The sequence below is a fragment of the Bradyrhizobium sp. AUGA SZCCT0283 genome (assembly GCF_018130385.1).
Lineage (GTDB): Bacteria > Pseudomonadota > Alphaproteobacteria > Rhizobiales > Xanthobacteraceae > Bradyrhizobium.
In genome coordinates this window covers 11894-26750 of sequence record NZ_JAFCLU010000038.1, presented here as the reverse complement: position 1 = coordinate 26750, position 14857 = coordinate 11894, and the positions used below count along the sequence as shown (strand labels likewise).

Here is a 14857-nt window from a genome sequence, read left to right as displayed (position 1 = left end):
GCGCGGCGCCGCCTCTACCGCTAAGCCGGTACCATGCATTCGAAAAGCGACATGGTGCAGTCCTCGGCCGAGGCACTGCGATACCCCTGGGAAAATCACCCCGGCCACGATCAGGTCGTCGAGGTGATGCCCGGCGTGCTTTGGGTCCGCCTCAAGCTGCCGTTCCGGCTCAATCATGTGAACATCTATCTGCTGGCTGACGGCGACGGCTGGGCGATGGTCGATTCCGGCTTCGGCAATGAGGAATCCATCGCGGCCTGGACCACCCTGTTCGAGGGCCCGCTCCGGCATGTGAAGATCACGCGGCTGATCGTCACCCATTCGCATCCCGATCACGTCGGCCTTGCCGGGTGGATCGTCGAGCGCTTCGACTGCCCGCTGCAGATGTCGCAGGTCGAATATCTGCAATCGGTCTATCACCAGAACCGCGGTACCGAGGAGCGGCGCAACGCGCAGCGGCTGTTCTTCCGCCGCCACGGCATGGACGAAAGCCTGACTGACAGATTGCTCGGCCGCGGCCAGGATTATTTGAAGCGGGTCTCGGTGCTGCCGCCGTCCTATCGCCGCATCTCGCATGGCGACGAGGTCGTGATCGGCGCCCGCCGCTTCAAGGTGATCACCGGCGGCGGCCATGCGCTCGACCAGGTGATGCTGTATTGCGCCGCCGACAAGCTGTTCCTCTCCGCCGACCAGGTGCTGAGCAAGATTTCGCCGAATGTCAGCGTCTGGGCGGTCGAACCCGACCAGAACTCGCTCGGGGAATATCTGGCCTCGCTCGCGAGCCTCACCACCACGCTGCCCTACGACGTCATGGTGCTGCCTGGCCACGGCGTGCCGTTCTACGGGCTGAAGACCCGCATCAAGCAGCTCGCCGACCATCACGAGGATCGCTGCCGCCTGATCGCCGAAGCCTGCCGGGAAGTGCCGCAGACCTCCAAGGAGCTGGTGCCGGTCGTGTTCCACAAGCACGTGCTGGACGAGCACCAGATGGGCTTTGCCGCCGGCGAGCTGGTCGCGCATGTCAACTACATGCTGGTCGAGGGCCGCCTGACATGCGAGGTGGCCGACGGCGTGCTGCGGTTCCGGACCACCTGACTGGGGGCACATGCCCGGCCGCCGCGGCTTTACCCGCCAATTCAGCTTGATTTGAACGGAAACCGACGCAAAGCAGCCGGCCGTCAGGCGGCGGCAAGCGAAGCGCCATGGCGATTAGTGTTTCCCGGCTACACGTCGTGCTCCTGTCGGGCCTCGTTCCGTATTCTTAGGGTTGTGCCCTACTGGTGACAGCCAAACGGCGGAAATTTGATAGAATTTGGCGCGTTTTGAGTTGCACATACTTCTGGAGCTTTCCGTGAAAAAACTAGCCGTTGCCGCCGCCATCTTCGCGCTGAGCGCCACTGTCGCTTCCGCTGCCGACCTTGCAGCCCGGCCCTACACCAAGGCACCTGTTGTCGCTCCGATTTACAACTGGACCGGCTTTTATGTCGGTTTGAACGCGGGCGGTGCCTGGAACGAATCCAATGCAACCACCACGACAGTCTTCTCTCCCGTGGGCTATTTTGCCACGACCAGCGTTCCGGCCATAGCAACCGCGGGTAACCAGAACATCAACCGGTCCGGCTTCACCGGGGGCCTGACGGCCGGTTACAACTGGCAGGCCAACAACTGGCTGGTCGGTATCGAATCGGACTTCAACTATTTCGGCGTGAAAGGCTCGACGAGCGCTTCCGCCCTTTATCCATGCTGCGCGCCGACCGGTTTCACGGTTAACTCGTCGGTATCTTCCGACTGGTTGATCACCCTTCGCGGACGCGTCGGCGTGCTGGTCAGCCCGTCCCTGCTCCTCTACGGCACGGGCGGTCTTGCAGTGGCCAATGTGAAGAGCAGCTACCGGTTCACCGATACGTTTGCGACGGCCAGCGAATCGGCTTCGATCGACGAGACCCGCTATGGCTGGACCGCCGGTGTCGGCGGCGAATATGCGCTGATGAACGGCTGGTCGGTTAAGGCCGAATATCTCTATGTTGACCTGGGCCGGGCCAGCACGACGAGCACCAACCTCACCGCATTCGTCCCCGCGATCGCTTTCCCGACCAACGTCTTCACCCATACGGTCGATCTGCGTTCGAACATCGGGCGCGTTGGCGTGAACTACAAGTTCTGAACGACAAGTTCGGCGGTCCGGTCGTCGCCCAATATTGATGCGGCGACGGGATTTTCAGCAAGCAAAGCCCCGGCATGGTCCGGGGCTTTTTTTGATCGCGAGGCTTCAATGGATTTCCCGCCGTTACCGGACGTTCGGCGGCCAAGCAGCTGGACAGAAAATTCCGCCTAGCGCCTTGATCCCGATCAATATTTGCTCCGCCTAGGTAGCATCCCGGAGGCGCGCCGAAATGTGGGATTTCGCGTAGACACCAAAGCTGGAAAGGCTCTAAAAAGGCGGGAAGCCAATCCGGCCGGTTCCGTTCCAGGTCTTGCGATGGATTACAGCAAATTTTTCAGTGCCGCCCTCAACCGCCTGCATGACGAGCGGCGCTACCGCGTTTTCGCCGACCTCGAACGGATCGCCGGCCGCTTCCCGCACGCGGTCTGGCACTCGCCGAAGGGCCCGCGCAATGTCGTGATCTGGTGTTCCAATGACTATCTCGGCATGGGCCAGCACCCGAAAGTGGTCGGCGCCATGGTCGAGACCGCCACAAGAGTCGGCACCGGCGCCGGCGGCACCCGCAATATCGCCGGCACCCATCATCCGCTGGTCCAGCTCGAGCAGGAACTGGTCGACCTGCACGGCAAGCAGGCCTCGCTGCTGTTCACCTCGGGCTACGTCTCGAACCAGACCGGCATCTCGACGATCGCCAAGCTGATTCCGAACTGCCTCATTCTGTCTGACGCGCTGAACCACAATTCGATGATCGAAGGCGTCCGCCAGGCCGGCTGCGAGCGCCAGATTTTCCGCCACAACGACATGGCGCATCTGGAAGAGCTCCTGATCGCGGCGGGCCCCGACCGGCCGAAGCTGATCGCCTGCGAGAGCCTCTATTCGATGGACGGCGACGTCGCGCCGCTTTCGAAGATCTGCGATCTCGCCGAGAAATACGGCGCCATGACCTATGTCGATGAAGTCCATGCGGTCGGCATGTACGGCCCGCGCGGCGGCGGTATCGCCGAGCGCGACGGCGTCATGCATCGCATCGACGTGCTGGAAGGCACCCTCGCCAAGGCCTTCGGCTGCCTTGGCGGCTATATCGCGGGCAATGCCGAGATCATCGACGCCGTCCGCTCCTACGCGCCGGGCTTCATCTTTACGACCGCGCTGCCGCCGGCGATCTGCTCGGCCGCCACGGCCGCGATCCGGCATCTGAAGACCTCGAACTGGGAGCGCGAGCGCCACCAGGACCGCGCCGCCCGGGTCAAGGCAATCCTCAATGCCGCAGGCCTCCCCGTGATATCGAGCGACACCCATATCGTGCCGCTGTTCGTCGGCGATCCGGAGAAGTGCAAACAGGCCTCCGACATGCTGCTGGAGGAGCACGGCATCTACATCCAGCCGATCAACTATCCGACGGTGGCCAAGGGAACCGAGCGCTTAAGGATCACACCCTCGCCCTACCACGACGACGGCCTGATCGATCAGCTCGCGGAAGCGCTGCTGCAGGTCTGGGACCGTCTCGGCCTGCCGCTGAAGCAGAAATCACTGGCGGCCGAGTAACCCTACCCTCCTAACCTCGCAAATTGGGCCGGTAGCGCGGTGCGCTGCCGGCCCAAAGCGTTTATATTCATCTCTTCCGGCCAAGTGTTCCGGCTTGGGCGCCTGCGCGCGTCCGGCCGGCGTGAAGAAAGCACGTCCGCATCAAGCGCCGGGAGAGGGAGACCCGCAGCGATGCTGCACGACTGGGGCGTGATCGCCGCCGCGTTCGCCTATATCGGCCTGTTGTTCGGCGTCGCCAGCTACGGCGACCGGCTGTCGCCGGGCCAGCGCGGCCGTGCCGGCATGCTGATCTATCCGCTGTCGCTGGCGATCTACTGCACTTCCTGGACCTTCTTCGGCTCGGTCGGTTTCGCCACCCGCACCAGCATCGACTTCCTCGCGATCTATCTAGGCCCGATCCTGATGATCGGGCTATGCACGCCGCTGCTGCGCCGCGTGATCCAGCTCGCCAAATCGCAGAACATCACCTCGATCGCCGACTTCATCGCGGCGCGCTACGGCAAGAGCCAGGCGGTCGCCGCCACGGTGGCTGTGATCGCGATCGTAGGCTCGGTGCCTTACATCGCGCTCCAGCTCAAGGCGGTGGCGTCCTCGCTGGAGACGATCCTGAGCGAGGACAAGCTGTTCTCCTCGATCCCGATCATCGGCGACATCGCGCTGGTCGTGACACTGGCGATGGCGGCATTCGCGGTTTTGTTCGGCACCCGCCAGACCGACGCCACCGAGCACCAGCACGGCCTGATGCTGGCGATCGCCACTGAATCCATCGTCAAGCTGGTGGCCTTTCTCGCCGCCGGCGCCTTCGTCACCTTCTGGATGTTCACGCCCATCGAACTGATCGAGCGCGCAATGAGGACCCCGGAGGCGGTGCGCGCGATCGACTACGTGCCGTCGATCGGCAATTTCCTCACCATGACGCTGCTGTCGTTCTGCGCGATCATGCTGCTGCCGCGGCAGTTTCACGTCAGCGTGGTCGAGAACTCCAGCCCCGAGGAGGTCAGCCGCGCGCGCTGGCTGTTTCCTCTCTATCTGGTCGCCATCAACCTGTTCGTGATTCCGATCGCGCTCGCCGGCCTCGTCACCTTTCCGTTCGGCGCCGTGGACAGCGACATGTACGTATTGGCGCTGCCGATCGAGGCGGATTCCCCGCTGCTCAGCATTGCCGTGTTCGTCGGCGGCATGTCGGCCGCGACCGCGATGGTGATCGTGGAATGCGTCGCGCTCTCCATCATGGTTTCCAACGACATCGTCCTGCCGCTGGTGCTGCAGCGCAGCCCCGCGACGCGCGCCGGCAGCCAGGATTTCGGCGACTTCCTGCTCAGGATCCGGCGCTTTGCCATCTTCGCCATCATGGTGATGGCATATTTCTACTATCGTGCGCTCGGCAATGCGCAACTGGCGGCGATCGGCCTGCTGTCGTTCGCAGCGCTTGCCCAGCTGGCGCCGGCCTTCTTCGGCGGCCTGTTCTGGCGCCAGGGAACCGCCCGCGGCGCCATGACCGGCATGCTGGTCGGCTTTGCGGTGTGGGCCTATACGCTGTTCCTGCCCAGCTTCCTGGAGGGCAATCCCACCGGCCTGCTGCTGCTGCAGCACGGACCGTTCGGCATCGAGGCGCTGCGTCCGCGGGCATTGTTCGGCGCCGATCTGCCGCCGCTGATGCATGGCGTGCTGTGGTCGCTCTCGCTCAACGTCCTGACCTACATCGTGATGTCGATCGCGCAACGGCCGTCGTCGATCGAACGGCTGCAGGCGGATCTGTTCGTCCCCAACACGCTGACGCCGATCGCGCCGACGTTCCGGCGCTGGCGGACGACCGTTACCGTGCAGGACATCCAGAGCACGGTGGCGCAATATCTCGGCCCCGAGCGCGCCGCCCAAGCCTTCGAGGCCTTTGCCGCCGGCCATCCCGGCAATCTCGATCCGGCCGCGCCCGCCGATTTCGAATTGCTGCAACACGCCGAACGCCTGATCGCCTCCTCGATCGGGGCGGCCTCCTCGCGCCTCGTGATGTCGCTGTTGCTGCGCAAGCGGACCGTCTCCGCCAAGGCCGCGCTGAAGCTGCTCGACGATTCCCACGCCGCGCTGCATTTCAACCGCGAGATCTTGCAGACCGCGCTGAACCATGTGCGCCAGGGCATCGCGGTGTTCGATGCGGATTTGCAGCTGATCTGCTCGAATGCCCAGTTCGGCGAAATTCTCGCGCTGCCGCCGCATCTCGTGCAGCTCGGCATCCCCTTGCAGGAAATCCTCGAATTCATGGGCGCCGTCAGCCCGGCCGACTTCGGCGACCCCGATGGGCTGCTGCAGCGGCGGCTGGAGGCCTACACCACCGAGGGCGAGCCCTATCTGGAGCGCCTGCCGGACCGCCACATGGTGATCGAGGTCCGCTCCAACCGGATGCCGGGCGGCGGCTTCGTCATCACCTTCTCCGACGTCACGCCGAGCTTCGAGGCAGCCGAAGCGCTGGAACGCGCCAATGCGACGCTGGAAAAGCGCGTCCGCGACCGCACCGAGGAGCTCACCCGCCTGAATTCCGAGCTGGCGCAGGCCAAAAGCACCGCCGAGGACGCCAACATTTCGAAGACCCGCTTCCTCGCGGCCGCCAGCCACGACATCCTGCAGCCGCTCAACGCGGCGCGGCTCTACGTGACGAGTCTCGTCGAGCGGCAGAACGGCGGCGAGGACTCGCGTCTGGTGGAGAACATCGACGACTCGCTGGAGGCGATCGAGGAGATCCTCGGCGCGCTGCTGGACATCTCGCGGCTCGATGCGGGAGCGATGACGACCTCGATCTCAAGCTTCAAGATGGCCGACCTGATGCGCTCGCTCGAGATCGAATTCGCGCCGATCGCCCGCGCCAAGGGGCTGGAGCTGACCTTCGTGCCCTGCTCCCTGCCGGTGCAGTCCGACCGCTCGCTGCTGCGCCGGCTGCTGCAGAATTTCATTTCGAACGCCATCAAATACACCCCGCGCGGGCGCGTGCTGGTCGGATGCCGCCGCCACGGACAATCGCTGCAGATCGGAGTCTACGACACCGGCGTCGGTATCCCCGTGACGAAACGCGGCGAGATCTTCAAGGAGTTTCACCGCCTGGAACAGGGCGCGCGGATCGCCCGCGGCCTCGGCCTTGGCCTGTCGATCGTCGAGCGGCTGGCGCGCGTGCTCAACCACGGCATCGCGATCGACGCCAATGCCAGCGGCGGTTCGGTGTTTTCCGTGACCGTGCCGATCGCCAAGGCGATCAACCATACCGCCGCGGTCACCAGCGCCACGCCGCTTTCCAGGACGCCGATGAGCGGCGCCCTGATCGTTTGCATCGAGAACGATCCGGCGATCCTCGACGGCATGAAGACGCTGCTGACGGCCTGGGACGCCGAGGTGATCGCGGTGGCCGATCCCGACGCCGCGATCGCGGCGATCGAATCCTCCGGCAACAGCGTGACGGGCCTTCTGGTCGACTACCATCTCGACCGCGGCAACGGCGTCGCCGCGATCCGCGAGATCCGCCGCCGCTTCGGCGAAAACATTCCGGCCATCCTGATCACGGCCGACCGCAGCCCGAATGTGCGGGCCGCCGCGCGCGAGGAAAACATCGCGATCCTCAACAAGCCGGTCAAACCGGCCTCGCTCCGCGCCCTGCTCGGTCAGTGGCGCGCGCAACAGTTAGTGGCGGCGGAGTAGGCTACACCATTGCAAGACCGTAGGATGGGTGGAGCGTAGCGATACCCATCACTTCGCCGCGCATTCAACGCCTCTCACCAAACTCCCCGTCGAGGCCGGACCGTGTGGAGATGGTCAGGCAACACGACGATCGCATCGATTGTGAATGGATGATGCCGTTGCGTCTCGCGGAAGGCTGTTCGCAATGCATCGATACTTTCGGTCAGTAACTGAAGCCGCCGATCCGCCAGATTGACCATGAAAAAAAAGCTGCCTCCGGCAATGAAATTGCGGCGGTAGCCGGTCATGTGCACATGCTCGTGTGGTGAGGCGATGGGTATCGCTGCGCTTCACCCATCCTACGGCCTGACATCAGCCCGACGGCGTTCCCTGGCGCCAGTTGCCGCCGGCGATTTTCGCGGCGGCGATCACGGCCTGGGTGCGGCTCTCGACGCCGAGCTTCTGCAGGATCGCCGAAACATGCGCCTTGATGGTCGCTTCCGATACGCCGAGCTCATAGGCGATCTGCTTGTTGAGAAGGCCCTCCGACAGCATCATCAGCACCCTCACCTGCTGCGGCGTCAGCGTCACCAGCCGGTCGCGCAACCGCGTCATGTCGGGATCGTTGGCCGAGGAGAGATCGGTATCCGGCGGAACCCAGACGTCGCCCTCCATCACCTTCATGATGGCATCGCGCAGCGTTTCGACGCCGAAGCGCTTGGGGATGAAGCCGGAGGCGCCGAAATCCAGCGATCTGCGGATCGTGCCGGCGTCATCGCTCGCGGACACGATAACCACCGGAACCGCGGGATACTGCGCGCGCAAATAGATCAAGCCGGAGAATCCCGAGATCCCCGGCATGGTGAGATCGAGCAGGATCAGATCGACGTCGGAATCCTGCTCCAGCAGCGCGGTGAGATCGTCGAACGATCCCGCCTCGCTGATGACGGCCGAACTCACGACGCTTGCCACCGCCTGACGCAGCGCGTCGCGGAACAACGGATGGTCGTCGGCGATCACGAGGTGGGTATTGGCGGCGGCGGTCATATACTTCTTGCGCGAGGTTGCAACGACGCGAGAGACGGGAACAGGCCCGCTGCGTGCGTTTAATTGTCCCCCGCCCGGCGGCCGCATGCAAGGCGCAAATATCGCTCTAAGCAGAAGCGGTTAACCCGGCCCTTGTGCATTGCACAATGATGCTGATCGGCACGGCAAGCCCGCATTAATCCTTGAACAGCACGTCGCGGACCAATTCGTCGACGGATGCCACCGCTTCAAGCGCCGACCGCAACCGATCACGGTCGTGGGCTGTCAGACGCTTCACCGAGACGGCATTAGAGGGCGGTGTGCCGTGGGCGATATCCTCGACCTGCTGCGACACGATCAGATCGAGAAAGACGCCCTGCGCCTCGCCAAGCGCGTCGAGATCGCTCTCGCTGACCCGGACAAGCGCCTTCACGGCGGCCAGTCGCGCCGGTGTCGATCGTTCCAACACGTGGTATCGGATCGCGAGGGCACGCGCCGCGGCGACCAGGCCGAACAGCCCGGCCGCCTTGAGGTTGATACGGCCGGCCACGGTGCGGATGCCACCAAGGAACGTCAGGCTCGACGGCGTACGGACATCCTCCACCAACAGTTTGGCGAAAGCGACCTGACCTTCCGCCGCCGCGAAGGCGGCCTGCCGCACGGCGACGGCAAGGCTGCCGTCGCCGTGAACGGCCCGCAGGTCGAAGAAGATATCGACCGACAGCAGATCCTCAGGCTTGGAGCGCGTGATCCATTTGTCGATCCGGTCCCGCCACGTTGCTACCGAACCCCGCCAGGGCGCATTCTTTGCCATGACGCCGCCCTTGCAATAGGGCACGCCAACCTCGTGCAGGATATCGGCGACATGCGTCCCGAGCTCTGCAAACCAGCGATCCTCTTCGCCATGAGGCTCGCCGCGTTCGAAGATCACGGCGTTGTCCTGATCCATCGCCAGCAGGCTTTCGCCGCGCCCGGCCGATCCAAGAACGATCATTGCGTAGCGGCATGGCGGGCCGCCCCGGCCACGCTCCCCCATGATTCGCTCGGCGATCACGGCGGCCTGTCCGGTGAGCGCACCGAGTTCGCGGGAGATCACTTCCGCAATATCCCGGCCGGAGAGGCCCTCGGCAAGCAGCGCTTCCGCGACCCGCGGCAGCTTGGCCCAGGCAACCGCCAGGCCGTGTGCGTCCACCGCATCATCGATCTCCTCGCCGAGCGAAATGGCCTCCCCGGCGCGCAGGCGGAGCAGGTCACGCGCGGACAACGCGCCGACCACGTGGCCGGCCTCATCGACGACACCGAGGTGGCGGGTCTTGAGACGGTTCATGCGACCGATTGCGCGATAGACGAACGCGTCGTCGCGAACCGCCGCGAGCGGCCGGCTCATGATCTGCCCGACCGGCAAATCGAGCGCGGCGGCGCCGAACCGGGCGATCGCGCGCAGCAGGTCGCGTTCCGTGACGATGCCCGCTTCCGCCGCCTTGACGACGCCGGGAACAGCATGCGGCGCGACGTAGACAGCCGATATTTTCTCGCTCGCCAGCCGCGCGAGCGCGTCGTGGACCGAAATGTCGGCCTCCACGAAGACCGGAGGCATCCGCATGATGTCGCGATTGCGATGCCGATAGGCGTAGCTGTCGAAGCGCTTCAGGGTGCGCTCCGCATCGGCGCGTTCCGGAGCTTCGACGGCCTGGATCCAGCCGATCCGCACCTCATCGTCGAGTACGGAGGTAAGGGCGAGGCACGCTCGTTCGGCCTCGGCAATGGTACGGATGCCGTGGTCGCGCAGCTTCGGCACCAGCGCCAGAAACACCCGCGCCGACGTTATGGCGTCGCCGAGCGCGGAATGCCGGTCGACGACGTCGACACCCGTCCAGGCGGCGAGGTCGTCCAGCGAATAGCCAGCCAGATCGGGGGCGGCGATCTGCCCGAGCTGCCGCGTGTCAAGCGTGCGCGGCCGTCTCCACGGCAGGCCGGCGAGATCGCATTCGCGCTTCAGCACCGCAAGGTCGAACCCGACCGCGTGCCCGATCACCAGTGCCTGACCGAGAAACGTGTTGAAACGTGGCCAGACATCGGCGAACAGCGGCGAGCCGGCGACCATCGCGTCATCGATGCCGTGAATCCGCGTGGTCACGGCGGGAATCGATTCGTCGGCCGGCCGCAGCAATTGACGGAACGAGTCGCCGGCAATCAGTTTTCCAGCCGAGAGCCGCACGCCGGCAAGCTCGATCACCCGCGCCTTGCGTGGATCGAGCCCGGTGGTTTCGGTATCGATGACAACGGCGTCGAGCGACAAAAGCGGAGCCCCGCTGTTTGCCCTGTCCATCGCCCCTCCCTCTCGCTCGCCAGCCGCGCGACCGGCCTGGCACCCGGGGGGTGCCGAGCGCGGCCCTACTTCAGCAGCGCAGCCGTCAACACGGGTGCATCGATCCGGTCGACCAGTTCATCATGGATGTTGCACAGGCTGACACGAAGGTAGTTGCGCGTGGTCTGGAAATCCCGCCCGCGCAGCTTTTCGTGAATCGGCATCATGGCAAAGTAGCTCTCCGCCAGCGGTTCGGGAATATCCATCACCCGCTTGGGCGCATGCCCCCCCACCAGGTCGAGCCGGTGCTCCAGCTCGCGCCGGGCCTCCTGCCAGCCGGCCTCGCCGATCGACGGCGGCACCGGATAACGGTCGAAAACCGAAAGGACGGCCGCGATGATCTGGTCGAGAACGGCCCGGCGGTCCGCACCGGCATGCGGGCGCAGCACCACGTCCACCATCTCGCCCACCATCGAAAGACCGAGCGGAAACGCCTGCCAGCGCGAATGTTCAACCGATTTGGCAAACCCCTCCTCGGCAAACAGCACCTTGGCGTAATGTCCTGCACGGGCGCGGGAGTATTCGTAGATGCCCTTCTGCACGATGAAGGCCGATTGCGCGTCGATGAAGTCCGCGAGCGCCTCGCGGTCGCGAATCGGCGGGCGGGCTCGAAACAATTTTTCCAACAGCTTCATCGCGGTCCCATCCTGCCGATCGACGCGGGTGACTTCATCAGCTTACCTTATCCGATCCCGCCAGGTTGAATGTTCTCAACGCCGCGTCGTTAGCAGCTGCGGCAATTTCCATTGCTCAACGCTTCATTTCCGTTCGCAATTGCAACAATTAATACCCCCGAAAGTATAATGAAGACCTGACCGTTCGTGATGTTACCCTTCGTTGTCTCTAAAATCGGCATACGACCGATAGAGCAGCGGCAAGGGGGGCGCCGCACTGAAGGGATTTGTATTCCCCTCGATCATTTCATTCCGGCAGTTTGCTGACCGGTGCTTTGAGGGAGGAATGCGATCCATGGCTGACTCTACAAGCATGAAACAAAAAGAAGAAGCGCACTGGGCAAAGACCTCGCGCCTGATGTTCACGCATCTCGGCATCTGGTTCTTTTTCGGCTTCATCATCCACATGTTCGTGGTTCCTCTCAACAAGTTCACCATTCCGATTCTCGGTTTTCCGCTCGGCTTCTACATGGCCGCGCAGGGGTCGCTGATCGTGTTCGTGGTCATGCTGTTCTTGTTCGCGAAGCAGCAGGACAAGATTGACCGCGAATTCGGCTTTGCCGAGGAAGATTGAGGGAGGAAGAGACCATGGCTACAGAGACTTCTGCCAGCAGCTCGGACTTCATCAAGAATCTGGGCAAGATGTATGGCACCTATACCGGCGGGTTCATCGCCTTCATTCTCGTGCTCGCCGCACTCGAACAGTTCGGCGTCCCGAACAAGATCCTCGGCTACCTGTTCGTGTTCTTTACGCTGGCGGTCTACGCGATCATCGGCGTCATGACCCGAACCGCACAGGTCTCGGAGTATTACGTCGCCGGCCGGCGCGTCCCGGCCTTCTACAACGGCATGGCAACCGGCGCTGACTGGATGTCTGCGGCATCTTTCGTGGGCATGGCCGGCACTTTGTTCCTGCTCGGCTATGACGGCCTGGCGTGGGTGCTCGGATGGACCGGCGGCTTCGTGCTGGTATCGATCCTGATCGGTCCCTATCTGCGCAAGTTTGGTGCCTACACTGTGCCCGACTTCCTGTCGTTCAGGTACGGCGGCAATTTCGCCCGTTCGCTGGGTGTGATCGTGCTGGTCGCCTGCTCTTTCACCTATGTGACGGCGCAGATTTACGGCACCGGCCTGATTGCCTCGCGGTTCCTCGGGATGCAGTTCGAAGTGGCGGTGTTCGCAGGCCTCGTCGGCATTCTGCTGTGCGCGATGCTCGGCGGCATGCGGGCGGTGACCTGGACGCAGATCGCACAATACGTCGTGCTGATCATCGCTTATCTGACGCCGATCGTGATCCTGTCCACCAAGAAGTACGGAATTCCGATTCCGGAGCTCACTTACGGGCAGGCGATCGCGGATATTACGGCGCGCGAGCAGCAGATGCTGGCGACCGGTCTTGCGACGGTGGCAAACCTGAAGCCGCACATCGCGCCGTTCATCAACTACAGCCCGCTGAACTTCTTCGCGATCATCATGTGCATGATGGTCGGCACGGCATCGTTGCCGCATATCCTGATGCGTTACTTCACCACCCCGTCGGTGCGTGAGGCGCGTCAGTCGGTCGCCTGGTCGCTGCTGTTCATCTTCCTGTTGTACTTCTCGGCGCCGGCCTATGCGGCGTTCTCGAAACTGGAAGTCTACACCAACATCATCGGGCGGGATCTATCGGCGATCCGCCCGTGGTTGTTCAACTGGGGTGAACTCGGGCTGATCCAGATTTGCGGCAAGAATGCAAGCAGCATCGATGCCGTTATCGCAGCCTGCAAGGCGATTGCTGACCACCCCGGTGTCGTCAGGCTGCAGGACTTTATCATCAACACCGACGTGATCGTGCTCTCCACGCCGGAGATCGCGGGACTTCCGTATGTGATCTCGGGCCTGGTCGCCGCCGGCGGTCTTGCCGCAGCGTTGTCCACCGCCGACGGCCTGCTGCTCGCCATCGCCAACGCGCTATCCCACGACGTTTACTACAAGATGATCGACCCCAACGCGCCGACCATGCGTCGGCTCACGGTGGCTCGCGCTCTCCTCGTAGTCGTCGCCGTGATCGCAGCCGCGACGGCAGCAACCAAGCCGGCAGACATCCTGGCCATGGTCGGCTGGGCGTTCTCGCTGGCAATGGCCGGCAACTTCCCGGCTCTGGTGATGGGCGTCTGGTGGAAGCGGACGACGGCAACGGGTGCTATCTGCGGCATCATTGCCGGCTTCGGACTCTGCCTGTTCTATCTCGTCACAACCCGGTATTTCCCGGGCGCAGGCGTGAAGTATTTCGGCATGACGTCGCTGACCAACCCGCTGACGGGGGCGCCGCTGGTCGATATCGCCAAAGCCATGGCGTTGCCCAACGCAATGGAAAGCTTCCCGACCCTCGCCCACCCGATGGCCAACAAGGTCGGGTGGTTCGACCTTACCAACATCGCCTGTGGTCTGTTGGGAACGCCGCTCGGTTTCGTTGTCATCTACGTCGTCAGCCTGCTCGGCAAGGAGCCGTCAGCAGAAATGCAAGCCTATGTCGATGACATCCGCAAGCCGCGGGGCAGGACGGTGCTCGAAGAGAAGACCACTTGAGAAGCGCACGACTGATATCGGCAAACGGGGCCCTCGGGGCCCCGTTTTGTTTTCGATGAAGCCATGACATCGCTTGCCGGGAAAGTCGCCGCTTGCCATTGTTGGGCACGATCGCGGCGTCGTCAGACATCCCGGCTCGTCGATTGCTGAAGCACTGCAGGAGCACCGGACTTTGGATACTGCAACTTCCTTCGCCAGCTATTGGTATTTTCATCTGCCAAACTTCGTCCTGGCGGCGCTGATGTACACGATGCTCGGCCGCTTCCTGCTTGGCCTGATGGTCGACGCGGATTCGCCGAACTATATCTGGCGATTCTTTTGCCGAATCACTGATCCCGTGATCGGCGTCATCTCGATCGTAACTCCGAAGATCACCCCTCCTGCCCTGCTATGGTTGTTCGGCTTCGTCTGGATGTTCTGGCTGCGCGTGGTGTTTCACTACACGTTGCTGGTGTTGAGCCTCGCCCCCCGGTTTGGCGGAGCGGCATCATGAATCGCAACTTCTATTACATCGGAATTGCGTTCTTCGGGATGATCAACGGCATCTTCAACCAGCTCGCGCTGATCTTCACGCTGCTGTACGTCCAGTTGCTCGCCGGCCCGCTGCTGTTTGGCAGCCTGTCTCTGACGTTGATGTTCGCATCGCTGATGGTCTCGACCGCGACCGTCATTCTTGGCGGGATTCCTGCGGCGCTCTACGAGCGGGCCACCGGCGCCTCCGAATCGAATGACGCGTCGCTCTGGATATGGCTTGCCGGAACCGCGATTCTTGCGCTTCCCGCCGCCGGTAATTTTCTCAAGATCGGGCTGTAACGGCTGGGGTGCGATGTTGAGGACACGCCGCGCTGCCGC

11 protein-coding genes and 1 pseudogene are annotated in these 14857 nt (G+C 63.4%); 8 read left to right on the top strand and 4 right to left on the bottom strand.

The window, feature by feature from the left end; genetic code table 11:
* Positions 1 to 33 precede the first annotated feature (33 nt).
* From JQ624_RS32835 to JQ624_RS32820, 4 genes are all read left to right on the top strand, one after another.
* On the top strand, positions 34 to 1095 hold the full coding sequence (locus tag JQ624_RS32835) for an MBL fold metallo-hydrolase (RefSeq protein ID WP_212423044.1): 1062 nt from the start codon (positions 34 to 36) through the stop codon (positions 1093 to 1095).
* A gap of 256 nt (positions 1096 to 1351) precedes the next feature.
* Entirely contained in the window at positions 1352 to 2164 is an 813-nt protein-coding gene (locus tag JQ624_RS32830) for an outer membrane protein (RefSeq protein WP_212423043.1), read from the top strand.
* Between the two features lie 315 nt (positions 2165 to 2479).
* Complete coding sequence (hemA, locus tag JQ624_RS32825; protein WP_212423042.1) at positions 2480 to 3709, top strand: 5-aminolevulinate synthase; 1230 nt, start codon at positions 2480 to 2482, stop codon at positions 3707 to 3709.
* A gap of 171 nt (positions 3710 to 3880) precedes the next feature.
* Positions 3881 to 7390 carry a hybrid sensor histidine kinase/response regulator gene (locus JQ624_RS32820; protein ID WP_212423041.1) on the top strand — a complete coding sequence of 1170 codons (3510 nt, stop codon included), beginning with the start codon at positions 3881 to 3883 and terminating at the stop codon, positions 7388 to 7390.
* 98 nt (positions 7391 to 7488) lie between these two features.
* Here JQ624_RS32820 and JQ624_RS32815 read toward each other — a convergent pair.
* The 4 genes and pseudogenes from JQ624_RS32815 to JQ624_RS32800 form a co-directional block, all read right to left on the bottom strand.
* A pseudogene (locus JQ624_RS32815) lies at positions 7489 to 7677 on the bottom strand (transposase); the annotation flags it as partial.
* 64 nt (positions 7678 to 7741) lie between these two features.
* Positions 7742 to 8416: a response regulator transcription factor gene (locus JQ624_RS32810; protein WP_212423040.1), complete on the bottom strand. Its 675-nt coding sequence runs from the start codon at positions 8414 to 8416 to the stop codon at positions 7742 to 7744.
* 175 nt (positions 8417 to 8591) lie between these two features.
* A complete protein-coding gene (locus JQ624_RS32805) occupies positions 8592 to 10724 on the bottom strand; it encodes a DUF294 nucleotidyltransferase-like domain-containing protein (protein ID WP_212423039.1) in 2133 nt (710 codons plus the stop codon).
* A 65-nt stretch (positions 10725 to 10789) separates the two neighbouring features.
* On the bottom strand, positions 10790 to 11398 hold the full coding sequence (locus JQ624_RS32800; protein WP_212423038.1) for a hypothetical protein: 609 nt from the start codon (positions 11396 to 11398) through the stop codon (positions 10790 to 10792).
* Positions 11399 to 11732: 334 nt separating this feature from the next.
* Here JQ624_RS32800 and JQ624_RS32795 point away from each other — a divergent pair, with 334 nt between their 5' ends.
* The 4 genes from JQ624_RS32795 (at position 11733) to JQ624_RS32780 (ending at position 14818) form a co-directional block, all read left to right on the top strand.
* Positions 11733 to 12011, top strand: coding sequence for a DUF4212 domain-containing protein (locus JQ624_RS32795; protein ID WP_249130245.1), 279 nt, complete (start codon positions 11733 to 11735; stop codon positions 12009 to 12011).
* Positions 12012 to 12025: 14 nt separating this feature from the next.
* Positions 12026 to 14005, top strand: coding sequence for a sodium:solute symporter family protein (locus JQ624_RS32790; RefSeq protein ID WP_212423037.1), 1980 nt, complete (start codon positions 12026 to 12028; stop codon positions 14003 to 14005).
* A gap of 73 nt (positions 14006 to 14078) precedes the next feature.
* On the top strand, positions 14079 to 14498 hold the full coding sequence (locus JQ624_RS32785; RefSeq protein ID WP_212423036.1) for a hypothetical protein: 420 nt from the start codon (positions 14079 to 14081) through the stop codon (positions 14496 to 14498).
* On the top strand, positions 14495 to 14818 hold the full coding sequence (locus tag JQ624_RS32780) for a hypothetical protein (RefSeq protein WP_025590700.1): 324 nt from the start codon (positions 14495 to 14497) through the stop codon (positions 14816 to 14818). The genes JQ624_RS32785 and JQ624_RS32780 overlap by 4 nt, the downstream gene beginning before the upstream one ends.
* The last annotated feature ends 39 nt before the right edge of the window (positions 14819 to 14857 follow it).